At 71.9% G+C, this 24321-nt stretch carries 18 protein-coding genes, 1 tRNA gene and 1 pseudogene; 11 read left to right on the top strand and 9 right to left on the bottom strand.

All coding sequences use genetic code 11. The features are described from left to right. Positions 1-55 precede the first annotated feature (55 nt). The 3 genes and pseudogenes from Athai_RS03825 to eccCa all read right to left on the bottom strand — a co-directional run bounded on the left by Athai_RS03825 (position 56) and on the right by eccCa (position 7371). Positions 56-2236: a hypothetical protein gene (locus Athai_RS03825; protein WP_203960183.1), complete on the bottom strand. Its 2181-nt coding sequence runs from the start codon at positions 2234-2236 to the stop codon at positions 56-58. Positions 2237-2280: 44 nt separating this feature from the next. Continuing rightward, complete coding sequence (locus Athai_RS03820) at positions 2281-3240, bottom strand: hypothetical protein (protein WP_203960182.1); 960 nt, start codon at positions 3238-3240, stop codon at positions 2281-2283. A gap of 169 nt (positions 3241-3409) precedes the next feature. Then, positions 3410-7371, bottom strand: a pseudogene (eccCa, locus tag Athai_RS03815) (type VII secretion protein EccCa). 246 nt (positions 7372-7617) lie between these two features. Between eccCa and eccD the strand changes: the two are divergent. From eccD to Athai_RS03795, 4 genes are all read left to right on the top strand, one after another. Further along, positions 7618-9030: a type VII secretion integral membrane protein EccD gene (gene eccD, locus Athai_RS03810; RefSeq protein WP_203960181.1), complete on the top strand. Its 1413-nt coding sequence runs from the start codon at positions 7618-7620 to the stop codon at positions 9028-9030. A gap of 26 nt (positions 9031-9056) precedes the next feature. Then, the gene (gene eccB, locus Athai_RS03805) at positions 9057-10466 is read left to right on the top strand and encodes a type VII secretion protein EccB (protein ID WP_203960180.1); all 1410 of its coding nucleotides are present in this window, start codon (positions 9057-9059) and stop codon (positions 10464-10466) included. A 155-nt stretch (positions 10467-10621) separates the two neighbouring features. After that, positions 10622-10963, top strand: a complete 342-nt coding sequence (locus Athai_RS03800; protein ID WP_203960179.1) for a WXG100 family type VII secretion target — start codon at positions 10622-10624, stop codon at positions 10961-10963. A gap of 25 nt (positions 10964-10988) precedes the next feature. Beyond that, positions 10989-11297 carry a WXG100 family type VII secretion target gene (locus Athai_RS03795; RefSeq protein WP_203960178.1) on the top strand — a complete coding sequence of 103 codons (309 nt, stop codon included), beginning with the start codon at positions 10989-10991 and terminating at the stop codon, positions 11295-11297. A gap of 137 nt (positions 11298-11434) precedes the next feature. Here Athai_RS03795 and mycP read toward each other — a convergent pair whose 3' ends face one another. The 5 genes from mycP to Athai_RS03770 form a co-directional block, all read right to left on the bottom strand. Next, positions 11435-12730 (bottom strand): type VII secretion-associated serine protease mycosin, encoded by a 1296-nt coding sequence (mycP, locus tag Athai_RS03790; RefSeq protein ID WP_203960177.1) that lies wholly within the window; start codon positions 12728-12730, stop codon positions 11435-11437. Between the two features lie 53 nt (positions 12731-12783). Continuing rightward, positions 12784-13929: a hypothetical protein gene (locus Athai_RS03785; RefSeq protein ID WP_203960176.1), complete on the bottom strand. Its 1146-nt coding sequence runs from the start codon at positions 13927-13929 to the stop codon at positions 12784-12786. Positions 13930-13960: 31 nt separating this feature from the next. Further along, complete coding sequence (locus Athai_RS03780) at positions 13961-15196, bottom strand: type VII secretion protein EccE (RefSeq protein WP_203960175.1); 1236 nt, start codon at positions 15194-15196, stop codon at positions 13961-13963. 316 nt (positions 15197-15512) lie between these two features. Then, positions 15513-17285, bottom strand: coding sequence for a SulP family inorganic anion transporter (locus tag Athai_RS03775; RefSeq protein WP_239156703.1), 1773 nt, complete (start codon positions 17283-17285; stop codon positions 15513-15515). Positions 17286-17569: 284 nt separating this feature from the next. Further along, complete coding sequence (locus tag Athai_RS03770) at positions 17570-17989, bottom strand: MerR family transcriptional regulator (protein WP_203960174.1); 420 nt, start codon at positions 17987-17989, stop codon at positions 17570-17572. 94 nt (positions 17990-18083) lie between these two features. Here Athai_RS03770 and Athai_RS03765 point away from each other — a divergent pair, with 94 nt between their 5' ends. The 7 genes from Athai_RS03765 (at position 18084) to Athai_RS03735 (ending at position 23389) form a co-directional block, all read left to right on the top strand. Beyond that, positions 18084-19049, top strand: coding sequence for an MBL fold metallo-hydrolase (locus tag Athai_RS03765; RefSeq protein WP_203960173.1), 966 nt, complete (start codon positions 18084-18086; stop codon positions 19047-19049). Between the two features lie 107 nt (positions 19050-19156). Next, the gene (locus tag Athai_RS03760) at positions 19157-19333 is read left to right on the top strand and encodes a hypothetical protein (RefSeq protein ID WP_203960172.1); all 177 of its coding nucleotides are present in this window, start codon (positions 19157-19159) and stop codon (positions 19331-19333) included. Positions 19334-19423: 90 nt separating this feature from the next. Further along, a complete protein-coding gene (locus Athai_RS03755; protein WP_203965314.1) occupies positions 19424-19693 on the top strand; it encodes a metal-sensitive transcriptional regulator in 270 nt (89 codons plus the stop codon). A gap of 142 nt (positions 19694-19835) precedes the next feature. Beyond that, positions 19836-21257 (top strand): MBL fold metallo-hydrolase, encoded by a 1422-nt coding sequence (locus Athai_RS03750; protein ID WP_203960171.1) that lies wholly within the window; start codon positions 19836-19838, stop codon positions 21255-21257. 59 nt (positions 21258-21316) lie between these two features. After that, positions 21317-22093 carry a sulfite exporter TauE/SafE family protein gene (locus tag Athai_RS03745; protein ID WP_203960170.1) on the top strand — a complete coding sequence of 259 codons (777 nt, stop codon included), beginning with the start codon at positions 21317-21319 and terminating at the stop codon, positions 22091-22093. A gap of 43 nt (positions 22094-22136) precedes the next feature. Continuing rightward, positions 22137-22541: a DUF2809 domain-containing protein gene (locus Athai_RS03740; protein ID WP_203960169.1), complete on the top strand. Its 405-nt coding sequence runs from the start codon at positions 22137-22139 to the stop codon at positions 22539-22541. A gap of 560 nt (positions 22542-23101) precedes the next feature. After that, positions 23102-23389 (top strand): integrase, encoded by a 288-nt coding sequence (locus Athai_RS03735; RefSeq protein ID WP_239156702.1) that lies wholly within the window; start codon positions 23102-23104, stop codon positions 23387-23389. 768 nt (positions 23390-24157) lie between these two features. Here the strand turns inward: Athai_RS03735 and Athai_RS03730 are convergent. Then, positions 24158-24229: transfer RNA gene (locus Athai_RS03730), tRNA-Arg, on the bottom strand. Between the last annotated feature and the right edge of the window lie 92 nt (positions 24230-24321).

The following is a 24321-nucleotide window of genomic DNA, read 5'->3' as shown; positions in this document are numbered from 1 at the left end:
GGTCCCTGCCAGGCAGGCTAACCGGTGCCGACAAGGAGGGAAAACGTCGCGGCCGTCACGCGCCGAGCATCGGCCGCGGGTGAGCGACCTCGGCCCTCGGCTGGTTGGCCACCACCGGGCCGCCCGGCGTCTCCACCTGCCACGCCTCCTCACCCTGCAACAACGCCCGGATCTGTTCGTACTCGGAGTCGATCTTGCGCCGGCGGTCCTTCTCCTGCTGGGCGGCCCGGCGGGCGGCGAGTTCGGCCGGGCTGTTGGTGTTCGGCCGGGCGCTGGTGAGGTTGGTGTCCGGACGCATCGGGCCGGACGGGCGCAGGCTGCGCGGGATGTCGTTGGCGTCGGTCGGCGCCACCGGGCGGGACCGCAGCGTCGGACTCTGCAGCACCGACGGCGCCACCGACGGCGGCTCGCCGACGAGCTCGTTGCCGGGCCAACCCACCGCCGGCGGGATCGCCTGCCGGTTCCTGTCCCCGGCGCCCGACTTCTTCGGCTGACGGTTGTTCAGGATGGGCTTGGTGGTGTTCGGCGGGCCACTGCCCGGTCGACCGGACAGCCGCGGGGTGTCGGTCGCGGCCGGATCGGTCGGCGGCTGATGTGAGCCGGTCAGCACCGAGGGGCTGTGCGGGGCCGAGTAGCGGAACGCCGTCGGCTCCTCGGTGTTGCCCGGCATGCTCGGCCTGCGTTGCTCGGACGAGCGGCCCGAGCGCTGCGGATTGGCTGGGCTTCGCCCGCCGGGCGGCCGGCCCTGCCCGCCGCGCTCCGGTTCGCCACCCGGACTGCCGGGGGCCCGGCCCCGGGTCGGCTTGGTCGGGTTCGGCTGCGCACTCCGGCCCAGGTTCGGGCGTCCACCGCTGCCGCCCGGGCCCCGGCCCGGTGCCGACGGGCGGTTGGCGTCGGCACCGCTCCGGTCACCCAGCACGCCGGACCGGTTCAGCCCCTGCGGGCGGGACACGTTCGGCCGGAACGACGACGGGTCGGCTGCGGGCCGGGACACCGCGGTCGGCCGCAGCGCGGGGCCCGCACCGGGCGCCGGCGGCGCCGCAACGGGAGCCACCGGTACCGGCGGGGCGACCGGCGCGGGCGCCGGCGGCGCCGCGGGCGGCGCGGCAGGTGGCGCCGCGGGCGGTGCGGCCGGCGGCGGGGCCTGGGTGGCCGGCGGACTGTCGGGCGCCGGCGGATCGGCCGGCGGCGGGTTCGACGCCGCGAAGTTGCGGGGCGGGGCGACGTTCGGTGGTGCCGCCGACGACGGACCGGCCGGTGGCGCCGCGCCCGGCGGCCGACCGCCCAGGTCGAGGATCGGCGCGCCGGGGGCGTCGATGATCGAGTTCGTGATGCCTTCGAACGTGGTGGATCGGCCGGACTGCAGGCTGCCGATCGCGGTCTGGTACTCGACCGCCATCGAATGCTCGATGTCCTGCGCCATCAGGTCGTAGATCGCCCCGGCCTGCTTGACGCTCTGCATGAACCGCTGTTTGTCCTCCATCTGCCCGTGCTTGAGGAAGTCGTCCAGCTCGGTGTACGTCTTGATCTCGTGGTGCCCGCCGCTGCGGGGCGCGTTGTCCTTCAGCCAGCGCTGCGCCTCGGCGGTCACCGCCGCCTTGTACTGCTCGTACAGCTGGGAGATGGCGTGCTGCTTGCCCGGGATGACGCTCGCGACGTGCTGGAAGCCCTCGATGTTGTACTGCGCGGCGTCGATCCAATCGTCCAGTGACTTGAGCGCGGCACCCGGCCCCTTCTGCAGGAACGCCTCGGCCGCGTCACCGGTCCAGGCCTGCTTGGCGACCAGCGCGTCGGTCGGCCGCTGGATGTCACGGGCCATCGTCTCCAGCGACTGTTTGACCCTTTCCCAGGCGTGCTGGATGGCCAGCACCGGACCCTGCTTCTGGCTGTCGATGCGAGCCTTCACGTGCTCGATCGTGTTGCCTTCCATGATGTTCTTGTACTTGCTGTCGTTGCTGACGTAGATCGCCGCCGCGGTGTGCGCGTCCCTGCCGTTCGGGTCCGGATGCGGGTTGGACAGGTCTATGTCGCCGTCCTTGCCGCCGGGCATGTCCGCCCGGTTCATCGTCGGCTTGTACTTGGCGAACAGGTCACTGCCGGCGTTGTCGACGTAGTAGTGCGTCGGGTCCGAGCCGGGATCGGTCTTGTACTGCAGGTGCCGGCTCTGGATCAGCTCGGTGTTCAGGTTGCTGTCGTAGCCGTACCGTGCGTGGCTCTGCGGCGACTGGTGTCCCATGACGGTGGCCTCTCGTCTCGCGCCGGTGTCGGACGAATCGGCGGTCAGTACCCGCCGTAGGCGCCGCCCAGGCTTCCGCTGCCGTCGATGTGCGTCTCGTCGTACCAGCCCTCGATCGGGCCCTTCTCCGGCTGGTCCTGCTGCGTCGGGGGATCCTCGTGATAGTTCTTGGTGACGGGGTGGCCCTGGGCGTCCTTGGTGGTCGTGGTGACGTCGACCGAGCCGTCGTCACGGATCGTGGTGCTCGACGTGGTGCCACCTTCACTCCGGGTGGTGGTGCGGTAGCCGTTGCCGTACTCGGTGTCCTCGGTCTGCGCGCTGTTCGAGATCTCCTTGCCGTTGGAGTCGTAGAACCGCGTCGTCTGGTGCACCGTGGACGACCCGTTCGCGCCGGTCACCAGGTAGCTCTCGACCACCCGGTACGAGCCGTCCGAGTAGGTGGTGGTGGTCGTGTCCTCGCCGGGGTAGTGCGTCGTCGTCGCGTTCGGGTCGTTCGGGAAGGCGATCGCGTCGGCCTGGTTGCCGCCCCGCGAGGCGTTCTCGACGTCCTGGTCGAGCTGCGTCTTGGTGCCCAGTGCCTTCTTCGGGATGCCGTCCGGCCGCTCGGCGCCGGGATCGCCCATCGCATAGGCCATCGCGTCCGCCACGTCGGTGGCGTCGAACTTCCCGGCGCTGTCCGCGTCGGTGTAGTGCAGGATCGTGGCGATCGCCTGCGCGGCCATCGCGGTGCACTGGATGCCCTTGCCGCATGCCTGGATGAACTGCTGGAACGACTTGGCGTTCACGGCCAGGTAGCCGCCGACCTGGTAGGCCTCGGCGAACACCTCGGGGCTGCCCAGCAGGCCGGTGGTCACCAGCTCACTCATGTTCGACAGCGCCTGGTTGGCGGTGGTCGAGGAGGACATGATGCTGTCCTTGCCGTGGTGCGTTCCGCTGGAGAGGCCGGAGATGCTCTTCGCATAGTCGACGATCTCCGGAACCTTCGCCACCACCCGGTCGGCCATCGGTACGCCTCCTCACCACCACACGCACACCGGCGCACCGCGGGCGGCTCGGGCCGCCGCCGGTGCCACGATTCGACTCCGGTGTCCTCTTCTGGCGAGCTTAACCGGGCTGTCCACCGCGACGGGACCCCGTCCGGTCGACGAACGGGGCCGATCGCTTCCCCGGAGGTCAGACGACCGGGGGCAGCCAGGCGAGCTGGACCAGGCGGTTGCCGTGTCGGCGGGTGGTCAGCCAGCCCCGCCCCGGCGGCAGCTGCTGCGGCTTGACGTTGCCCAGCAGCGCGCCCTCCTCACGCGGGCCGGACATCGTGATGCCCGGCGACGCGAGTTCGCGGATCCGCGACATCATCGGCTCGTACAGCGCGCGGCTGGCACCGCCGACCCGCCGGGCGAGAATCACGTGCAGCCCGATGTCGCGGCTCTGGGCGAGGAACTCGGTCAACGGCGAGAGCACGTGCGACGGCCCGGTCGCGACCAGGTCGTAGTCGTCGACCAGCACGTACAGTTCGGGGCCCTTCCACCAGCTGCGATCGCGCAGCTGTTCGGGGGTGACGTCCGGACCGGGCAGCCGCTCCTTCATCACCTCGACGACCTGCCGGATCATGTCCTGGGCGACCTGCACGGAGTGTCCGTAGCCGATCAGGTGCGGGCCTTCCAGCGAACCCAGCAGGCTGCGGCGCAGGTCGATCATCATGATCTTGGCTTCGGCGGGCGTGTACCGCTCGCTGATCGCGCGGGCCAGGCTGCGCAGGAAGGTGCTCTTGCCCGCCTCGATGTCGCCGAACAACAGGAAGTGCGGCTCGGCGGCGAAGTCCAGGTAGACCGGCTGCAGGTCGCTCTCCGCGATGCCGATCGGGATGCCGCGCTGGGTGTCGTGGCCCGCCGCCGGCAACGCCTCGTACGGCAGCCGGTCGGGCAGCAACCGGACCCGTGGTGCCGGCTCCCCCGCCACTCGTTGCGGACCGCCTGGACGAACTTGGCGATGCCGTCGGTGAGGTTGCCCGGGTCCTGCTGCCCGTCGATGCGGGGCAGCCCGGCGAGGAAGTGCAGCGCGTCGAGGGTGAGGCCGCGGCCGGGCGTCCCGGTGGGTACGTTCAGCGCCGCCCGCCGGTTGATCTCGGAGTCGGCCGGGTCACCCAGCCGCAGTTCCAGCCGGGTGCCGAACATGTCCCGGACCGCGGGCCGCATCTCCATCCACCGGGTACAGGTGACGATCAGGTGGATGCCGTACCCCAGGCCGCGGTTGGCGAGCTCGGTGACGCCGGGCTCCAGGTCCTCGAACTCGTTGCGCAGCGTCACCAGGCCGTCGAGAACCAGGAACACGTCGCCGAACCGGTCCTCGGCGAACTTCCCGTCCCGCTTCATCCGCCGGTAGGTCGCCATGCTGTCGATGCCGTTGGCGGTGAACCGCGCCTCCCGCTCCGCCAGCAGGGTGCGCAGCTCGGAGATGGTCCGGCGGACCTGGTTGGTCTCCATCCGGCTGGCGGTGCCACCGACGTGCGGCAGGTCGCGCAGCGTGCTCAGGCCACCGCCGCCGAAGTCCAGGCAGTAGAACTGCACCTCGCGCGGGGTGTGGGTGAGCGCGAGGCTGCCCATCAGGGTGCGAATGATGGTGCTCTTGCCGGTCTGCGGGCCGCCCACCACGACCACGTTGCCGGTGGCGCCGGACAGGTCGGTCCAGAGCAGGTCGCGGCGCTGCTCGAACGGCTTGTCGATGATGCCCGCGACGCCACGCAGGGTACCCAGCAGCTCCGGGTCCGTGACGGTCAGGCCGCGGCGCGGGTCGGCGCTGAGCGGGGGCAGGATCTGGTCCAGCGTCGGCGACTCGGCCAGCGGCGGCAGCCACACCTGGTGCGCCGGCACGCCCTGCCCCTCCAGGCGGGCGACCACCACGTCCAGCAGGGTCTCACCGAGCACGTCGTCGTCCTGCTCCGGCACCTCGGCCGGCTTCTCCTCGGTGACCACCGGCGGCGTCGCGTACCAGGTGGAGTACGCCTGCACCGGGTCGGTCTGCCGGTCCTCCCGGCGCTGGTTGCCAACACCGCGCCGGTAGCGACCCGACACGTACGCCGCCCGGAAGCGGGTGAGCCCCTCGGTGCCCGCCTTGAGGTAGCCGTGACCGGGCGAGCGGGGCAGCTCGTACGCGTCCGGCACGCCGAGCACGCTGCGGCTTTCCATCGAGGAGAACGTCCGCAGGCCGACCCGGTACGACAGGTGCGTGTCCAGGCCGCGCAACCGGCCCTCCTCCAGCCGCTGGGAGGCCAGCAGCAGGTGCACACCCAGCGACCGGCCGACCCGGCCGATCTGCACGAACATGTCGATGAAGTCGGGCTTCGCGGTGAGCAGCTCGGAGAACTCGTCACAGATGATCAACAGGCTCGGCAGCGGGGCCAGCGGCACACCGGCGGCGCGGGCCCGCTCGTAGTCGCGCTGCGAGGCGTAGTTGCCGGCCGAGCGGAGCAGCTCCTGCCGGCGGATGAGCTCGCCCTGGATCGCGTCCAGCATGCGGTCCACCAGGGAGAGCTCGTCCTCCAGGTTGGTGATGACGGCACTGGTGTGCGGCAACCGGTCCAGCGTGGTGAACGTCGCGCCGCCCTTGAAGTCGATCAGAACGAAGTTGAGCACCTCGGAGCTGTGCGTCACCGACAGGGCCAGCACCAGGGTGCGCAACAGCTCCGACTTGCCGGAACCGGTCGCGCCGACCAGCAGGCCGTGCGGGCCCATGCCGTCCTGCGCCGACTCCTTGAGGTCGAGCTCCACCGGGCGGCCGTCCGGGCCGATGCCCAGCGGCACCCGCAGCCGGTCCCGGTTCGGCCGGGTCGCCCAGGTCCGGCCGAGGTCGAACTCGTACGGGTCGCCGATGTTCAGCAGCTCGGCCAGGCCGAGCTCGCCGGACATCGGCTGGTCGGTGAGCGAGGCGGCGGACAACCGCAGCGGGGACAGCTGCCGGACCAGCGCCTCGCACTCGACCGGGTCGAGCCCGTCGGCGGTACCGATCTCGGCCGTGCCGTCCATCGTCGTGCTGGTCATGGTGCCGTTGTCGGCGACGTCGAGCACCAGCGAGGCCTGGTCGAGCAGCCGCGGCGGCGGGTTGGTCAGGTCGATGATGGTGACGCCCTCGACGCCGCCCTCGGTCATCAGGTGGTCGGAGCCGGCGGTGTCGCCCCCGTCGATCACCACGACCAGGTGGGTCGCCCCGGACGGCGGCGCCGTCGGGTCGAATCGCGGCCGGTTGACGAGAACGTCGTCGAGCATCGCCTCCAGCGCGGTGACGGTCGGCGCCACCAGCCGCAGCTGACCGACCGCGTCGACCTTGGTCGGGTGCAGCGCGTGCGGCAGCCACTTGGCCCAGTCCCAGCCGGCCCGACGGTCGTCGGACACGCACAGCCCGAGCAGCGCGTCGTCCGGCGCGTGGAACGTGCCGTACTGGCTGAGCAGCGCTCGGACCAGCCCCCGGACCCGCTCGTCGGAGCCGCGCAGGTAAACCCGGGAGAAGCCGCGCAGGGCCATCGCGACCGGCAGGTCGGGGACGATCGAGTAGGTGGTCACGAAGCGCCGCAACGCCATCGCGCACAACGGCTCCAGCTCGTCGACGGAGCGGGTCTGCGGCGGCACCAGCGGGGTCGCGATCTCCTGCGGGCCGAGGCCGATTCGGACCACCGCGAAGTCGCCGTCGGTGGCGCGGCGCTCCCAGAGCCGGCCGCTCGCCGCCGTCGACCACAGCGCACCCGGGTCGGGGTGGCGGTAGTACATCGCCTCGCGCTGCTTCTCGATGGTGCTGCGCACCTGTGCGCGCAGCTGGCTCAGCTTGCGCATGAACTGGCGGCGTGCCTCGATCATCTCCTTCTTGCTCTGACCGCCGGACTGCTGGGTGAGCTGGACCGCGATCATGCCGAGGATGGACACGCCGTACATCCCGCCGGCGACGTAGGCCATCGGGCCACCCCGCTGGGTGCCCATCATCAGCCCCATCGCGGCCGCACCGGCGGCCATCGGCAGGATCATCATCATCCGCTGCCAGCCCTTGGCATTGGGCTGGGGCGCCTCGGGTGGCGGATCGAGGATCACCTCGCCGGAGGGCAGCTCCGGCGAGGGGCGACGCGGTGGCCGCTTGACGATCTCGGTTCCCACCCGTACACCTCCTGGATTGGGATTGTCCGCCCCCCACTCGACGCAGTGTCGTCGGAGATTCACTCTGTGCAAGGGCGGGTACGGGGGAACACCGGCCTCGACGGAACCCTACCTGCCGAGGAAACCCTGTGCCGCAACGCAGGGATGTCTGAATCGAGGCAGTGCGCCTGGCTGCTACCTTGGGCACTCGTGGCCACCGGCCCTCGCCGGTGTCAGCACCGTGTTCTCGCCCGGAGGTGACCTTCAGTGACGGCCCCAGTGGGGACCTCGGTGGGTATGGGCCTCGCCCGCGTCACCGTCTCGACCCCCAAGCGCCGCATCGACGTCGCCCTGCCCGAGGACATTCCGGTCGCCGAGTTGGTGCCCAACCTGCTCCGGCACGCCGGCGAGAACGCCGCCGACGAGGGCGAGCTGCACGGCGGTTGGGTGTTGCGGCGATCGACCGGCGCGCTGCTGGTGCCGACCCGCAACCTGGCCGCTCAGGGCGTCCGCGACGGCGAGGTGCTGCATCTGGTGCCCCGGCGCACCGAGTGGCCCGAGCTCGAGTACGACGACGTGGTCGAGACGATCGCCAGCGGCGCCCGGCGCTACGGTCGGTCCTGGGGTGCCGCCGCCACCCGGCGCTGCGCGATGGCGGTCAGCCCGGCGATCTTCCTGCTGGGCACCACGCTGGTCCTGTTCTCCGACCCGCCCTGGCTGGTGCCGGGCATCGTGTCCATCGGCCTCGCCCTGGTCCTGACCATCGTCGGCATTGCGCTGGCCAGGGCGATGTCCGACGCGGTCGCCGGTGCCGTGCTGGCCGGCAGCGGGCTGCCGTTCGCCTTCCTGGGCGGCTTCCTGGTCGCCGCTCCGGAGGTCCGGCTGACCGCGCTGGGCCTGCCGCATCTGCTGCTGGGGTCGGTTCTGCTGCTGGTGTTCGGCGTGATCGGCTACGTCGGTGTCGGCGCGTTCTCCCGACTGTTCGCCGCCGCGGTCACGGTCGGGTTGCTCGGCGGCATCGCGGGACTGCTCGGGTTCTCCTCGATGCCGTCGGCCGGGATCGCCGCGGTGGTGCTGACCATCGGCATCGCACTGATGCCCGGCTACCCGCTGATGTCACTGCGGATCGGCAAGCTGCCACTGCCGGCCCTGCCGCAACGGGCCGAGGACATGCTGGCCGACCCGCCGATGCCGCAGCGGTCCACCGTGTACGCGGCGGTGGCCCGGTCCGACGAGGTGCTCACCGGCACGTTGCTCGGGGTCAGCATCGTCGCGCTGGCCAGCATGGCCGCGCTGCTGCTCGACGGTGCCGTGACCGGGGCGATCCTGGTGCTGGTCGGTTCGGTGGCGATGCTGCTGCGGGCCCGGCTGTTCCCGACTCCGCGACAGCGGGTGTCACTGCTGGCCGGCGGCATCGTCGGGATCGCGATGCTGGCCGTGGCCGGCGGCATCGTGGCCGACTCGAACCTGATGCGCTACCTGCTGCTGATCGGTGTCGCCGCGGTGGGGGCGCTGGTGCTCGTCGCCGGCATGCTGTTCAGCAAACGCCCGCCGTCGCCCTACCTGGGGCGTTTCGCCGACATCTTCGACGTGATCGCGATCATCGCCCTGGTGCCGATCACCTGCAGCCTGGTGGGTCTGTACTCCTACATCCGAGGCGTGTTCGCCTCGTTCGGCTAGGCCGCTGAGGCTCGGAGGGACCGCGGATGGCGTCCAGGAAGGACCAGCTTCACTCGTACCAGTTCCTGCTGCGACGGGTGATCTCGGCCGTGGTGATGCGGGAGACCGACCCGGCGCAGGCGCCGCTTCGGCGGGGCACCGGCGCGGCGTTCGCCGGGGTGATGATCGCCGTGATAGTCGCGGCGGCGTTCGGCGTGATCGGCATCTTCACCAAGGTCGGCAGCACCTCCTGGAAGCAGGACGGCACGGTCGTGGTGGAGAAGGAGACCGGCGCGACCTACGTCTACAACAACGAGCTGCTGACCCCGACCCTGAACTACGCCTCGGCGCTGCTGCTGGCCGGCAAGGAGACGCCGACGACGGTGACGGTGCCACGGGATTCGCTGGCCTCGGTGGGACGCGGCATCATGCGCGGAATCCGGGACGCGCCGACCGCGCTGCCGGACGCCAAGCGGGTCACCGGCACGCCGTGGACGCTGTGTTCGGTGCCCAGCCAGGACAGCAACGGACACGCCATCACGCGCACCAGCCTGGCGGTGGGCCGCGGCGCGAACGGCGGCGCCGACCTGGGCGACAAGGGCCTGCTGGTGAAGGACTCGCAGAGCGGCGACACGTACCTGGTCTGGCACAGCACCCGGTACCGGATCCAGAGCCCGGACACCGTCGTGCCGTCCCTGTTCGGCGCCCAGGTCAACCCGACGATGGTCGGCCTGGCGTGGCTGAACGGGCTGCCGGCCGGGATGGACGTCGGACCGATCGAGGTGCCGGATCGCGGCAAGGCGTCCTCGGCGGTCTCCGGGCACACCGTCGGCGACGTGCTGTTCGACCGCACCGGGTCCGGCGGCAAGCAGTACTACCTGGTCCTCTCGGACGGTGTGGCCGCGATCACCGATCTGCAGCGGGCCATCCTCGCCGGCCAGTACGCGACGCATCCGCAGGAGGTGCCGGCGGCCGAGATCAACGGCATGGCCAAGAGCGGCAAGCTGGCTCAGCCGAACAACACCGGGGTGCGCGCGCCCGGTTCCGCACCGCATCTCACGGACGCCGGCTCCACCAGCACCTGCGCGGTGTACCGCAGCGCCGCTCAGGCGCCCCGCATCGTCGTGGGCGCGGCCGAGAGCGCGGTCAGTACCCGGACGCAGCAGCAGACACAGGACGGCAACGCGCTGGCCGACGCCGTCTGGGTGCCGTCCGCGCACATCGCGGTGGTCCGGGCGATGAGTTCGAGCAGCTCGGTCACCGGGACGTACGACCTGGTCACCGACGACGGCGTGCGGTTCGGGGTGCCGACCGTCGCGGCCCTGCACATGCTGGGATACCAGGAACAGCAGGCGGTGAGCATGCCGGCCGGGCTGGTCAGCCGGATCCCGGCCGGGCCGACCCTCGACCCGAAGGCCGCCGCGGTCGCGGTGGACATGCAGAAGTCCGGCAACTGAGCACCCCCTGATCGAGGTCACCGGGCCACCGCCGGCCCGTGCAGCTGGTTCGAGCTTGACCACTCGGGTTATCGTCTGGGCTGACCGACCACCCGGCCGGCACGAGATACTCGCCCCGCGGCTAGGGGGCACGCTCAGAGAAGGGGTGACGCATCTTGGGAGACCGCGCCCATGTAGGGCAAACCCAGATCACCGCGGCCGCCAGGAAGGCGGACGACGTCGGTGAGGGCATTGCCGGAAACCTCAACGTCCTCATGCTGCAGATCGAGGCGGCCGAGGCCGGCTTCAAGGGCGGCGGCGGCCGGGCGTTCCAGCAGAAGTCGCAGGAGATTCACAACGACCTGAAGGTCATCCTGCAGAACCTCAACAAGCTGGCCTCCTCGGCCGACTCGTCGGTGACCGACTACGGCAGCACCGACGGCGACATCGCGAACGAAATCAACCAGGTCGGCGCCTCCTACGGCGGCGGCTCGGTCGCCGACGGCCTTCGCGCCTAAGCCCGGGTTCGAAAGGTAGCCAGGTATGGGGTACAGCGACGACGATCTCGTCTACCACTTCTCCGGCATCACCGATGTCGCCGATGCGATCAACCGGTTCTGCTCGGAGATGCAGAGCAACCTCGACGAGGTGGACACCCAGTTCAAGGCGCTGCTCGCGGGCGACTGGAACGGCATGGGTGCCGATGCGTTCAACAGCGTCAGCAACAAGATCCACAGCGCCGCGAACGACCTGGAGGCGACGCTGCAGAGCCTGTCGAAGAAGGTGGGCGACGCGGCGTTCAAGTTCAAGGACGCCGACGCCCGGGCCGCGGCCCGGATCTATCAGGGCTGAGCCACTGCCACCTGCACGTCGGGCCCCGGACCTCGTCCGGGGCCCGACGTGTGATTACCGCTCCACGGGGCGGGGCGACGGCACCCGAAGGCCTCCCACCCTTCGCATCGCCGCTCAGGACAGCTTGTCGAGGCCGCTCAGGGCATCTTGTCGAACAGTTCGACCGGCGGGGAGGGGAGATCGTCCTCCGGACGGTTCTCCGGCGGGGTGGCCAGCCGGACCCTCCAGCGGCGCCGACGTCCGCGCGGGATCGCCACCGCGGCGCCGACCACGACGAATCCGGCCAGCACGCTCAGCCCCGCGATCAGCAGTGCCATCCGGCTGCTGTGGCTCCAGACCCGGCTGCGCTCGGCCTCGGCGGCGTTGTGCCGCGCCTGCTCGTATCCGGGCAGGGCCGCCGGGCTGTGCTCGGACATGGTTTCGGTCAACGCCCGGTGCGGGTTGACCATGCCGGCGCCGTACTCCTGGCTTCCCGGCCCGCCCGGGGTCGGCGACGCGGTCGCCTTGAGCCGTCGCTCGATCTGTGCCGGGCCCAGTTCCGGCCACCGCGCTCGGATCAGCGCCACCGTCGCGCTGACCTGCGCGGCAGCGACATCGCTGCCACTCGCCGTGGTCAACCCCTTCTTACGGGCGGTCGTCGTCACGCCGGCGCCGGGCGCGACCAGGTCGACGAACGGCCCGGTCGCGGAGCCCTCCTGCAGCGTCTCGTCGGGGCCGACCGCGCCGACGCCCAGCACGCCCGGGTACGCGGCCGGATACGGCGTCTTCTTCTTCGGATCGCTGGCCTCGTTGCCGACCGCCGCGACCACGACGCGTCCCTTGTCCACCGCGTACGCGACGGCCGACTTCAGCGCGCTGTCGTCGGTGTGCACGACGACCGAGACGTTCACGACGGAGGCGCCGTGGTCCACCGCGTACCGGATGCCCTTCGCGACGGTGCTCGGATCGGGCGTACCGTCATCGCTCTGCGTACTGTCGTCGATCTGTTTGGTGACGTCGATCGGCAGGACCTTGGCGCCCGGCGCGATCCCGTAGAAACCGACGCTGTCGCTCTGCTGCGCCACGATGACGCCGGCCATCCCGGTGCCGTGCCCGACGCAATCGGTGTCGCCGGCGCCGCCGCCCTTCAGGAAGCTGGTGCCCGTGCTGACGTGCCCGGCGAGCTGGGCGTTGGAGGCATCCACGCCGGTGTCGACGACCCCGACCAGGACGCCGGCGCCGGTGGTGAACGGCCACACCGACTGCGGATCCAAGGCGAGCTGGGCCCAGGAGACCCCCTTGGCGGAGGTACCCGGCTGCGCGCACTGGTCCTGCGCCGAGGCCGGCGTGCCGGGTGCGAACGTCCCGGACAGCGCCACGACGCAGCCGGCCATCAGCAGCGCCACCGGCCGGCGCCGACCGGCCCTTCGCGTTCGCCGGGTACGAGCCCACACGGCAGCCAGGGTACGACGACGGGGAGCTGCCGCGACCGCGGCGTCCACCCGGTTCACCGGCGGCTCGGGGCGCCGAAGCGTTGCTGCTCCACCGACGTCGGGGTGACCCACACGTACCGGTCGGCACCGCCGCCGACCAGTGCGAACATGTCGTCCCGCAGCGCGGTGAGCAACTGGATGGCACTGCCGTCGAGCCGCAGCACCGAGCCGAGCGAGTACGACTCCTCCTTGCCGAGCCGCTGCAGCATGACCAGGTTGGACTCCTGCACGGCCGGGAACCCGTACGCGGTGAGCTGGTGCAGCACCGTCAACTGGGTCTGCCACGGGCCGAGGTCCGGGCGCCGGGCGGCGCCCAGCAAACCCATGTCGTAGATCAGCAGCGCCGGGTGCAGCGGGCTGGACGCGACGGTGACCGGTCGCTCCTCCGGCATCACCGCCATCCGGTCCGACCGACCGGTCGCCCACTGGCCGAAGCCGTTCCAGTGCTCCGGGCGGCGGGAGAACACGACGACCCGGGCCCCGAGCGCCAGCGCCCGGAACGCGAGCAGCCGGGCACCCCACAGCCCGCCGACGAAGGTGAGCCGGGTCGGCTCCGGCCGGAAGGTGCGGACCTGGACCGGCTTGCGATCCCGGTCGTGGCCGAGAACCATGCCCACGGCTGGCATCCCGAACCGAATCTCGTCCAGCGCCGCGTCGGATGCCAGGTGCGAGCCCACCCGCAGCGGCGGCAGCGGCCGAACCCGGTCGACGACCCGGGACTGGTCGTCGTTCGGCCCGTACCCCCCGCCGTACACGGTGCCGTGGCCCGGGTCCGGCGGAACCAGGGTGCCGGCCGCGGTCGGGGTGCGCACGCCGGTGGCGGTGGCCTGCCCGGACGCCGTCGACTGGCTGACGCCACCGGCCGTTCCGGTCGGCGCCAGCAGCAGGGTGCCGCCGGTCTCGCCGACGATCTTGCTGGTCGCCGCCGTGTCCGTGGTCGCGCCGGTCGCCGGCTCGACCGCCCCGCGCTCGACCGGTCGGGCAACCGGGGGCGCGGCCTCCGGCGCCGTCACCGGCGGCGGCAGCGCGCCGAGCACCGGGCCACCGGCCTGCTGAGCGGGCCACAGCGGCCGTGCCGGCACGGGAGCAGCCGGTGGCATCGACCGTGCGGCGGCAGGCCCGTCCTGGGTCTGTTCGCGCGGCGTGTCCTGACCGCTCACACCGCCTCCCTTCGGTACCGCCGGTTGGCCATCATCGCGCACCGCCGCCAGTCGGCGCAGTCGCGTACACCGCGGGCGCCTGCTCCCCGTCGAGCCGGAACACGTTGCCGCCCGCCCGGGAGACCGCCCGCTTCACGGCCGTGCAGGTCTGGGCCAGCAGCTCCGGCTCGGCGGCCACCCGCAGCAGGCAACGCACCTCGATCAGGTCCTCGTACGGCGCCAGAACGATGGACAGGCTGGTGAGAGCCGCCGGCACCCGGCTCATCGCGTCCAGGAACGGGCCGCTGTCGCGCAGCCCGGGCCACGAGCTGACCCAGAAGCACGCATGCGCCAGGCTGGTCGACTGCCAGGCCGTCCAGCGCTCCTTGACCGCCGGTGTCGGCCCACCGGCGGCGGACTGGCTCAGCTCGCACGAGCGGGTCAGCGCATCCAACAGGCCGTCGCTGTTGAGCACCTGGTAATCCAGCCCGGCCCGGCGCAGCGCCTTGCCGACCCGGCGGACCAGCGCGCCGAGCATCACCGGCACCTGATCGGACTCGTCCGCGCCGCCGACCGACGCCTCCGCCACCGCGCGGGCGTCGAATCGGATGGCCACCCAGGTGGCCTGGTCGGCCGCGCTCGTCAGGCCGAACTTCCCGACGAGTTCCTGGTACGACTCGCCGGCGGCGCCGCCGGCCCGCACCGGCAGGGTGTGCCGGACGACCTGCACCACCGCGCCGGGCTGCTCGGCGTCCTGCGCCAGGCTGGCGAGCTTGGTGAGCGGCACGTCACCGAGCGCTTCGCCGTTGACGCCCTGCGGCGGAACGACGGCGACCACCGCGAACGAACCGGCCCCGTCCCGGCCGATCCCGACATCGATGCCGCCCGGCCCCTCGACCGACCGGACGATCAGGTCGGGGACGAGTCGGTGCAGGGCGACCAGCCGTTTGTCGTCGGCGGGCAGCTGCCGGCCGGCCTTCCGGCGCAGGTACTGCCGGCGCAGCAGCATCCGCTCCACCCACCACCGGCCACCCGAACGAGCGAACGTCACCACCAGGATCGCGACGCTCAACACGATCCCGCCGACGATCGCGAACAGGGACTGCCGGAGCAGCAGCAGGACACCGACGATCAGCACTTCGATCAGCACGAGCTGCAGCACGTTGACCGGGCCGAGGTAGCCGTGTCGACGGCGGCGCAGGAACGTCACCGGGCCGCTGGTGGCGACGGGCTCGGCGCCGATCCGCGCCACCGCGCGCACCCGCGCCGGCGGCTCGTTCATCGTCATCCACAGACCCTTTCCGACACGTACTTCCGCCACCCGACTCGGTCCCCGCCATCCTAAGGATCGGCGCACGATCCATGCCATCTGCGGCGCCCCAAGATCAGGTAGCCGGACGACTACCCACAGCAGCCAGGCACGTTCGGGCTCGCGTCACCCCGTGTCAACGGCGGTTCGGCCCGGCCCGGACGGGGGCTCGACCATCCCGGACAGGGGCTTGACCGGCCCGGACGGGCGCTCGGCACGTCCCGGACGATGGTGATTGCCCGGTCGGGGTGCGGATCGGGGCGGGGCCGGGCTGGGGCCGGTGCACCGTCCGGAATCAGTCCGGGTCACGCTCGCGGTCGGCCCGCTTCGGCGGTGGCGGGGCGCTGGCCTCGGGCGGCGGGGTGGCGGCGAGCGCGGTACCGATGTCTCGGTACACGTGCACCTCGACGGCCTTCGCGCGGCGCAGCACGTCGCGCACCTGACCGACGTTCCGGGCGAACCGCAGGTCGCAGCCGGCGGCGGCCAGCTCGGCGTGCAGCTGGGTGAACATCCCGGCCGCGGTCACGTCCAGGAACGGTACGGTCTCCGCGTCCACGACGACCACCCGTACCGGCCGCTGCCCGGCGAGGGTACGGATCCGGGTGCGCACGAAGTCGGCGTTGGCGAAGTACAGTCCGGACTCGACCCGGCAGACCAGCGCGCCGTCCGGCGCTACCGCGTGCGGGTCGCGCTCCATGTCGACCCACACGTCGAGCCGGTCCGGGCGCCGGCCGAGGACCGCGATGTTGGGTCGCGCCGACCGGTACAGCAACAGCAGCAGGGCCACCGCGATCCCGATGAACAGCCCCGGCAGGGTGTCGAAGACCACGACGCCGGCGAGGGCGGCGAGCGCGGCGATGAAGTCGGCCCGCGCCGCCTTGCCGTAGATGCGGCCCAGCCCGCGGGTCGACACCTGCCACAGCTCGCGCAGCGAACGGAAGTCGACCAGCTCGACGACCGCGGCGATCACCACCGCGGCGAGCGTCGCCTCCGGTAGCTTCTCGAACAGCCCGGTCAGGAACAGCAGCGTGATCAGGGTCAGGCCGGCCACGGTGGCGCCGGACAGCTGCGACCTGGCGCCGGCCCCGCCGTTCACCGCGGTCTTGGACAGGCTGCCGTTGACCACCATCCCGGACGCCAGCCCGCTGCCGAGGTTGGCCGCGCCGAGGCCGATCAGCTCGGCGTTCGGGTCCACCTCGTACCCGTGCTGGGCCGCGTACGTCTTCGCCGCGCCCAGCCCTTCGGCGAACCCGATCAGCAGTACGCCGATCGCCGGCCCGACCAGGTCGACGTAGCTGTGCGGGCCCGGCAGGTGCGGTGGCATGCCGAGGCGCGGCAGCCCGGAGTCGACCTTGCCGACGATCGCGACGCCGTGCTGGTCCAGCCGCAGCACGGTGACCAGTACGATCCCGGCGACCACGACCACCAGCGCGCCCGGCACCAGCGGCAGCCAGCGCTTCAACACCAGCAGTACGGCGAGGGAACCCAACCCGATCGCCACCGTCACCGGCTTCGCGTGGCCGAGCTGGCCGATCACGTGGCCCAGCTTGCGGAAGAAGTCCCCCTCCCCCTTGCCGACCCCGAACAGCGCCGGTAGCTGTCCGACGATGATGGTCAGCGCCAGGCCGATGATGAACCCCTTCAACACCGGCTCGGAGATGAACGAGGCGACGAACCCGAACCGCAGCAGCCCGGCAACGACGCCGACCACCCCGGTCGTCAACGCCAGCGCCGCGGTCAGCCCGACGTAGCTTGCGGTACCGCCCTTCGCCATCCCGCCGACGATCCCCGCGGACAGTGCCGCGGTTGCCGACATCGGCCCCACGATCAGGTGCCGGGACGAGCCGAACACCAGGTACAGCACCAGCGCCGGCACCGCCGCGTACAGCCCGACGACCGGGGACACGCCCGCGATCCCGGCGTACGCGAGGGATTCCGGGACCAGCACCGCCCACACCGTCAGCCCGGCGATCAGGTCGGCGCGCAACCATGCCGGCCGGTACCCGGCGAACGACGGGAACAGGAACCCCCACCGCCGCCGCCCGTCACCCCGCCCGGCCGCGGTCACCCGTCACCGCCCCGGCCCCGTCACACGCCCCACCGCCACGCCGTCCCCCGAATGCCGAACCCACGCTGTCCCGATGCTATGGCCGCGCCCGCGCGAAATCCGCCGATCAAGGACTTGCGCCCGCTGTTCCCGCCCTGTCCTCCGCTTCCGCCACTGCGGTCGGGCCGACGCCGCCGACCGGGTCCTTGATCGACGCACCAGGCGGGCTCGGCTCCGAGACCGGCGGAGGGTCGCCGCTGCGGACCGATGACCGCTCGATCTGGTGCCGGGTGACGGAACGGCAGTCATTGCTGCATTGCGGCCTCCGCGCCGGCGACCACGGTGCGGTCCGGGCGGTACTGGTGGGTGAGGAAGTGGGCGCAGTCGGGGCAGTCGGCGAGGACGGCATGCCGGCAGGTCACGATGTGTGCCAGGAAGCGGTCGGCGGCCCGCAGCAGCTCGACCCGGTCGTGGATCTCGGCGCGCTTGCCGTCGATCAGCGCGGTCTTGTCGTCGTGGTCGCCGCGGGCGATCCGGCGGATCTGGTCGAGGGACAGCCCGGCCCGTTGCAGGGTGCGGATCATCCGGGCGTGGTCCAGGGTCTGGTCGTCGTAGTTGCGGTGGCCGGACGAACTGCGGGCCGGCACCAGCAGCCCCAGCGACTCCCAGTGCCGCAGTACGTGCGCCGCGATGCCCAGGGTCGCCGCCGCGTCGCCGATCTTCACATCGTGCCCCTTTACTTCATGTCGACCTGAAGTTCTACGGTGGCGACGCCGATCGTAGCGGCGGGTCGCACCGCCTGGAGTCTGGAGTCGTGTCATGCCTGATCCGGTCCGCGCACCGAGCCTGCTGGACTGCTGTTCCGCCGCCGCGGGGCTGGTCGCCGGGATGGTACGGCCCCGGCGCCGGGACGAGCGGCTGCTGGCCTCGATCACCGACGCCGGCCTGCCGGCACCCCGCCGTACCGTGCGGGTGACCGCGCTGCCGCAGGTCGTGCGCCAGGTGCCGACGATGGCGATCGTCGAGGGCACGTTCACCCCGCGGCGGGTCGGCAACGCGCTGACCTCGTTCGTGGTCGAGCATCCGGAGGCGACCTTCCTGGTCGACCCGAGCGTCTGCCGGGACGCCGCGCATCGGGCGATCGCGCAGCTCCCCGGCGTACTGCGGGTCGCGGTGCGGGCGCCCGCCGGCACCGTCGCGACGGTCGACGCGCTGCGCCGGGTGCCGCAGTTGCCTTCGCCGGAGTTCGCGCTGCCGACGCACGCGCACTGGGACCACGTGTGCGGCCTGCTGGACCTGCCCGGTCTGCCGGTGCACCTGCACCGCACCGAGCGGGACTGGGCGATGACCGGGCCGGTCGCGCCGGTCGGCGGGGTCCGGGACGCGCTGCGCGACCGTACCGTCGTGGACTACGAGCTGGACGGTCCGCCGGTCGCCACCTTCAGCCGCAGCCACGACCTGTTCGGCGACGGCTCCGTCGTCCTGGTCGACCTGACCGGGCACACGCCCGGCAGCGTGGGCGTCCTCGCGCACACCGAACGCGGCTGGCTGCTGCTGGCCGGCGATGCCGCCTGGCACCAGTTGCAGATCGAGACCGTGCGGCAGAAGGCGAGCTATCCGGGGAACTTCGCCGACGCCGACCGCGACGCCACCTTCCGCACCCTGCACCGCCTGCACCTGGCCCGGCACCAGCTCACCATCGTTCCCACCCACGACCCCGCGGCGAGCTCGCTGGTGGCGCCGGCCGCGGACTCCCCCGGTACCCGGGGCGGCCGGGTGGACTGAGCGCCGGAAGCCACTCGTTCGCGTGACGACAGATACCCCCGGGGGTATATGGTGGCCAGGTCGCCGGCACACCGGCGGCAGCGCAGACCGATACCGGAGGGCATCTGATGTGTCGAGCAGTGAAGTGCCGGCAGTGCGGCAAGACGACGTGGGCCGGCTGCGGCCAGCACGTCGACCAGGTCATGCAGGGCGTACCGGCCGACCAGCGGTGCCCGGGCCACGACGGTGACGCGACGGCCCCCTCGTCGGGCCGGGGGCTGTTCGCCCGGCTGCGCCGGCGCTGACGGCCGTCGCTCCCGCCCGGTGCGGCGGTGAGCGGCTTCACGCGACGACGCGATACCCCCGGGGGTATGTTCGAGATCGGAGGTGGCGCGATGGAAATGGACGCCAACACGCTGTCCGAGGCCGTGACCCGGTTGAAGCGGGCACACGGGCAACTCGGCGGGGTGATCGCCATGATCGAGGACGGCGAGGACTGCGAGCGGGTGCTGACCCAGCTGGCAGCGGTGTCCCGTGCCGTGGGACGGGCCGGATTCAAGATCGTCGCCACCGGGATGCGGCAGTGCCAGCTCGCGCGCGAGCGCGGCGAGGAGGAGCCGATGTCCGAGGAGCAGTTGGAGAAGCTGTTCCTCGCCCTGTCCTGACCCGGCCCTCACCGACCGTCCGGTGTCGCCACCGGCGCCGGGAACGGCCGCACGCTGTCCCGTACATACCCCCGGGGTATATGACAAGGGGTGAAGAATGATGGAGGAGAGCGAGAACCCGGGACGAGCGGGGGTTGCGCTGATGACTGCCGAACAGACCGGCATCGCCGTCGAGGTCGTCGAGACCTCGTCGCTGGGTGACCGCAGCTACCTCGCCCACGACGGGCAGGTCGCGCTGGTCGTCGATCCGCAACGCGACATCGACCGGATCCTGGCGCTCGCCGGCCGGCTCGGCGTCCGGATCACCCACATCGCCGAAACGCACCTGCACAACGACTACGTCTCCGGCGGGCTGGCCCTGTCCCGGCTCACCGGCGCCACCTACCTGGTGGCCGGGGCGGACGAAGTCGCCTTCGACCGCACCCCGGTCGCGGACGGAGACCAGCTGGCGCTGTCGCCGCGGATGCGGCTGTCCGCCGTCGGCACCCCCGGCCACACGTTCCACCACCTGTCGTACGTGCTGGCCGGCCCGGACGGCCCGATCGGCGTGTTCACCGGCGGCTCGCTGCTGTTCGGTACCACCGGCCGGACCGACCTGCTCGGCGCGCAGCACGCCGAGACGCTGGCCCGACACCAGTACGACTCGGCGCGGCGGCTGTCCGACCTGCTGCCCGACGGCGCGCGGATCTGGCCCACCCACGGGTTCGGCAGCTTCTGCTCGGCCAGCCAGTCCGATGCCACCGCCTCCACGATCGGCCAGGAACGCCTCGCCAACCCGGTGCTGCGGCTCGCCGCCGACGAGTTCGTCGACAGCACCCTGGCCGGCCTCGACGCCTACCCCGCGTACTACGCGCACATGGGGGCGCGCAACGCCGCCGGAGCCGAACCGATCGACCTGACGCCGGTACGGCGCGCGGACCCCGAGGAACTGCGGCGCCGGATCGACGCCGGGGAGTGGATCGTCGACCTGCGCTCGCGTACGGCCTTCCTGCGCCGGCACCTGACCGGCACGCTCAGTTTCGGCCTCGACGGGCCGATGGCCACCTGGCTGGGCTGGCTGATGCCCGCCGATCGGCCGCTCACCCTGCTCGGCGAGTCCGTCGAGCAGGTCGCCGAGGCGCAGCGGGAACTGACCCGCATCGGCGTCGACCGGCCGGCCGCGGCGGCCACCGGTACCCCCGAGCAGTGGGCCGGCGGCGACGCCACCCGGCTCGGCTCGGTACCCGTCGCCACCTTCGCCGACCTCGCCGCCGCGCGCGCCGGGCGCGTTCCCGCCGGGCTGCCCGCCCCCGACGTCGTCCTCGACGTACGGCTGGGCAACGAGTGGCGTGCCGGGCACCTCGCCGGCGCCGTGCACGTACCGCTGCCCGAACTCACCGGCCGGCTCTCCGACCTGCCCGCCGGCACGATCTGGGTGCACTGCGGCTCCGGATACCGGGCCGCCGCCGCCACCGGGCTGCTCGCCCGCGCCGGCCGCGAGGCGGTACAGGTCGACGACGACTACGCGCACGCCGCCGCGGCCGGCCTCCCCATCGTGGCCGCCGAGCAGCAGGACGACCGATGAGCGCCGCGCGACACCGGCACGGACCGGTCGGCGCCACTCCCGGTACCGGGGGCTGACCGGTGGGCGCCGCACTCGGGCTCGGCGCGGTCGTCGGCATCCTGCTCGGGTTGCTCGGTGGCGGCGGCTCGATCCTCGCCGTACCCGCCCTCGTCTACGGAGTCGGGCAGCCACTGAGCGCCGCGGTACCCACCTCGCTGCTCGTGGTGGGGATCTCGTCGATCGCCGCGGTACTCCCCCGGTTGCGTGCCGGGCAGGTCCAGTGGCGCATCGCCGGGGTGTTCGGCGGTGCCGGCGCCGCCGCGGCCTTCGCCGGCGCGGCGGTCAACCGGCTGCTCGACCCGCGCCTGGTACTGGCCGGGTTCGCGCTGCTGATGGTCGCCGCCGGCATCCAGATGTTGCGCGACCGCAAGGAGCTGGGCGGCGCCTGCGCGCTGCCCAGCGGCCGAGTGAACTGGCGCCGCTGCCTGCCCCGGGCCATCGGGGCCGGGCTCGGCGTCGGGTTCCTCACCGGCCTGTTCGGCGTCGGCGGCGGGTTCCTGATCATCCCCGCACTGGTGCTGCTGCTCGGGTTGCAGATGCCGGTGGCGATCGGAACCTCGCTGGTCATCATCGTGCTCAACTCCGCCGCCGGGTTCGCCGCGCACGCCGGGGACGCCACCATCGACTTCCGCGTCGCCGGCGCCTTCACCGCCGCCGCCATCGTCGGGTCGCTGGTCGCCGGCCGGTTCGCCGCCCGCCTCCCGGCCGCCCGGCTGCGTCGCTGGTTCGCGTACCTGGTCTTCGCGGTGGCCGCGTTCGTGACCGTCCAGGTGCTCACCCAGCCACTCGCCTCCTGACCGCCACCCCGCCGGTGCGCTGCCTGCCACCTAGGATGGCGCGATGGTGCTCTCGTCGCGCTGGGTTCGGCTGGTGCTGGTGGTGTTGGCAGCCTGTTTCGCGGCTGCGGCCTACGCGATCCGCGCGGCGATGGACGGGCCGATCGAGCAGTACTCCGGCGCCGCCCTGTCGGGAGCGATCGTCTACACGATCGTGCTCTTCGTACGGCCGTCGATCTTTCCGCCGATCGCCGGCGGCGTCGCGGTCGCGTACTGCTGGTTCGTCGAGTTCGCGCAGCTCACCGCCATCCCCGCGACGCTCTCCGGGCACAGCTGGCTCGCCCGCCAGCTGGTCGGCGCGCAGTTCGACCTCGTCGACGTCACCTGGTACCCCGTCGGCATCATCCCGCTGGTCGCCGCGCACTGGTACCTCCGCGCCCGCTCCGCTGGAACAGCCAACGCCCGCTGAGCGCCGCGGCGTCCGAACGTCGACCGGGCTGACCGCCGCCCCGAGTCGGCACGCACCGAGATCGACCGCCGCCGCCACCTGCCCGGCGCATCCTGCCGCCTGCGCCGAGGCCTCCCACGATCCCTCCCCCGATCAGCCGAAGAACCCTGACCATCCTCGTTCGTGTCTCCTGCCAAGGAATCCGTACGCTCGACCGATGCGGTCGGCACAGCTCCGTGGTCGTCCCCGATGAACGACATGGGGATCGCCGCCACGTGCATCACCGAGGCCCCCCGCCGGCAACGCTCGACGTCGAGGACCTCGAAGACTTCGCCCAGTACGACGGGCTGCAGCTCATCGGTGCCGGCTGAACTTGGCTACATGATGCGCGAGTGACGGGCCCGCAACCTCAGGGGTGGGCGCCGGCTGGGGAGGGCGGACAGGTGCGAATGAGGTTGCGGGAACTGCGTGCCGGGGGCCGGACGTTCGTGTGGCGGGCCGAGATCTTTCATGTGTCCGGCGAGGGTGACTGTCACCGGTGTATCCGTGTGCGGGTGTGGGGCGCCGGGAAGAACAGCCAGGTGTTGCAGGCGGATCTGTTGTCGAAGAGCTGGGGCACCCCCTGGAGTGCGTGTGCGACTGATGGCGCGTATCCGCGTGCACGCGACGTGCGGGCGGTTGTGGACTACGCGCTTACGCATGGTTGGGAGCCCGATCATGTCGGCGGAAAGTTCTTGCTCACCGAGAAGAAGCACGCGGGCATGTTTGAGCTGGCCGACTTCCTGCTCACCGATCGTCTTTGGGACTCCGGGTCGCCGGATCCGACCGCCCGAGTGGTCCATGCCTTCGAGCAGCACCCCTCTGGTTAGGAGGCTGCCGCGATCACAGTCGGACCGTGTCTCTCCGCGTGAACCACTCCCCCGCCTGGCGTGCCTCGGTGGCTGTCGTAGCGGCCGGTTGGGGTCAGCCGGGGGGCGAGGGCTTTCATCCGAGAACGAGGTCGACCGAGCTTCGACCGCGGAACCACTGCGAACGGTGGCCACGCAGAGGCGAGCGAAAGGCCATGCCCGACAGGTCTGCCTGGTCCTGGCGCTGCTGGTCGACGGCGGCGCCGGGTGCGGGCCTGTCCTCCGCCCGCCGAGGCCGCCAGACGGGGGCAACGTGGTCAGCTGGTCGAACTGCTTCCGCGTGTGGCAGGTGGCCCGGCCGATCGCGCCACGGCCGGATCGGTGGACTCACCCCATGGCGCCTCGAGCGTATGACCTCCGGCACGCGGCGGTGTCGCTCTGGTTGACCCGGGTGTTCCGCGACGGAGGTAGCGGAGCGAGCCAGGACATCGATCGACGTGCCTTGAAGTTGTACGCAGGCGCATGGACGGCAACGCGACGTGAGCAACAGCCGGATAGAGGAAGCGATCGGCGATGTCGCCTGACGCGCGTAGCCTCAAGGGGCCCCGGCAGCTTGCGGGGCGCTTCCCGCATCCAGGTTGATCTGCGGAAACTCTTCAAGATCCCTTGCGCGTATCTTGCGGGAGCATCGACAAACAGCAGCCCTCGGTGGCATGTAGCTGCATACGAAGAAACCCCGGTCGCCAGCGTTTGTGCTGGTCAGCCGGGGTTTACCCAGGTTACTGAGGGTGCCCCCGGCAGGATTCGAACCTGCGCACACGGCTCCGGAGGCCGATGCTCTATCCCCTGAGCTACGGGGGCTCGGGACGGTGTGAAGAGTAGCAGGTGGCCGCGGCGGCGCCCCGGGGCGGGGGCGCGTACCACGGTGGGAGTACCCGGCGGTCGATCCGGGG

The organism is Actinocatenispora thailandica, assembly GCF_016865425.1.
In the GTDB taxonomy this organism is placed as follows: domain Bacteria; phylum Actinomycetota; class Actinomycetes; order Mycobacteriales; family Micromonosporaceae; genus Actinocatenispora; species Actinocatenispora thailandica.
This window is presented reverse-complemented; position numbering and strand designations above follow the sequence as displayed.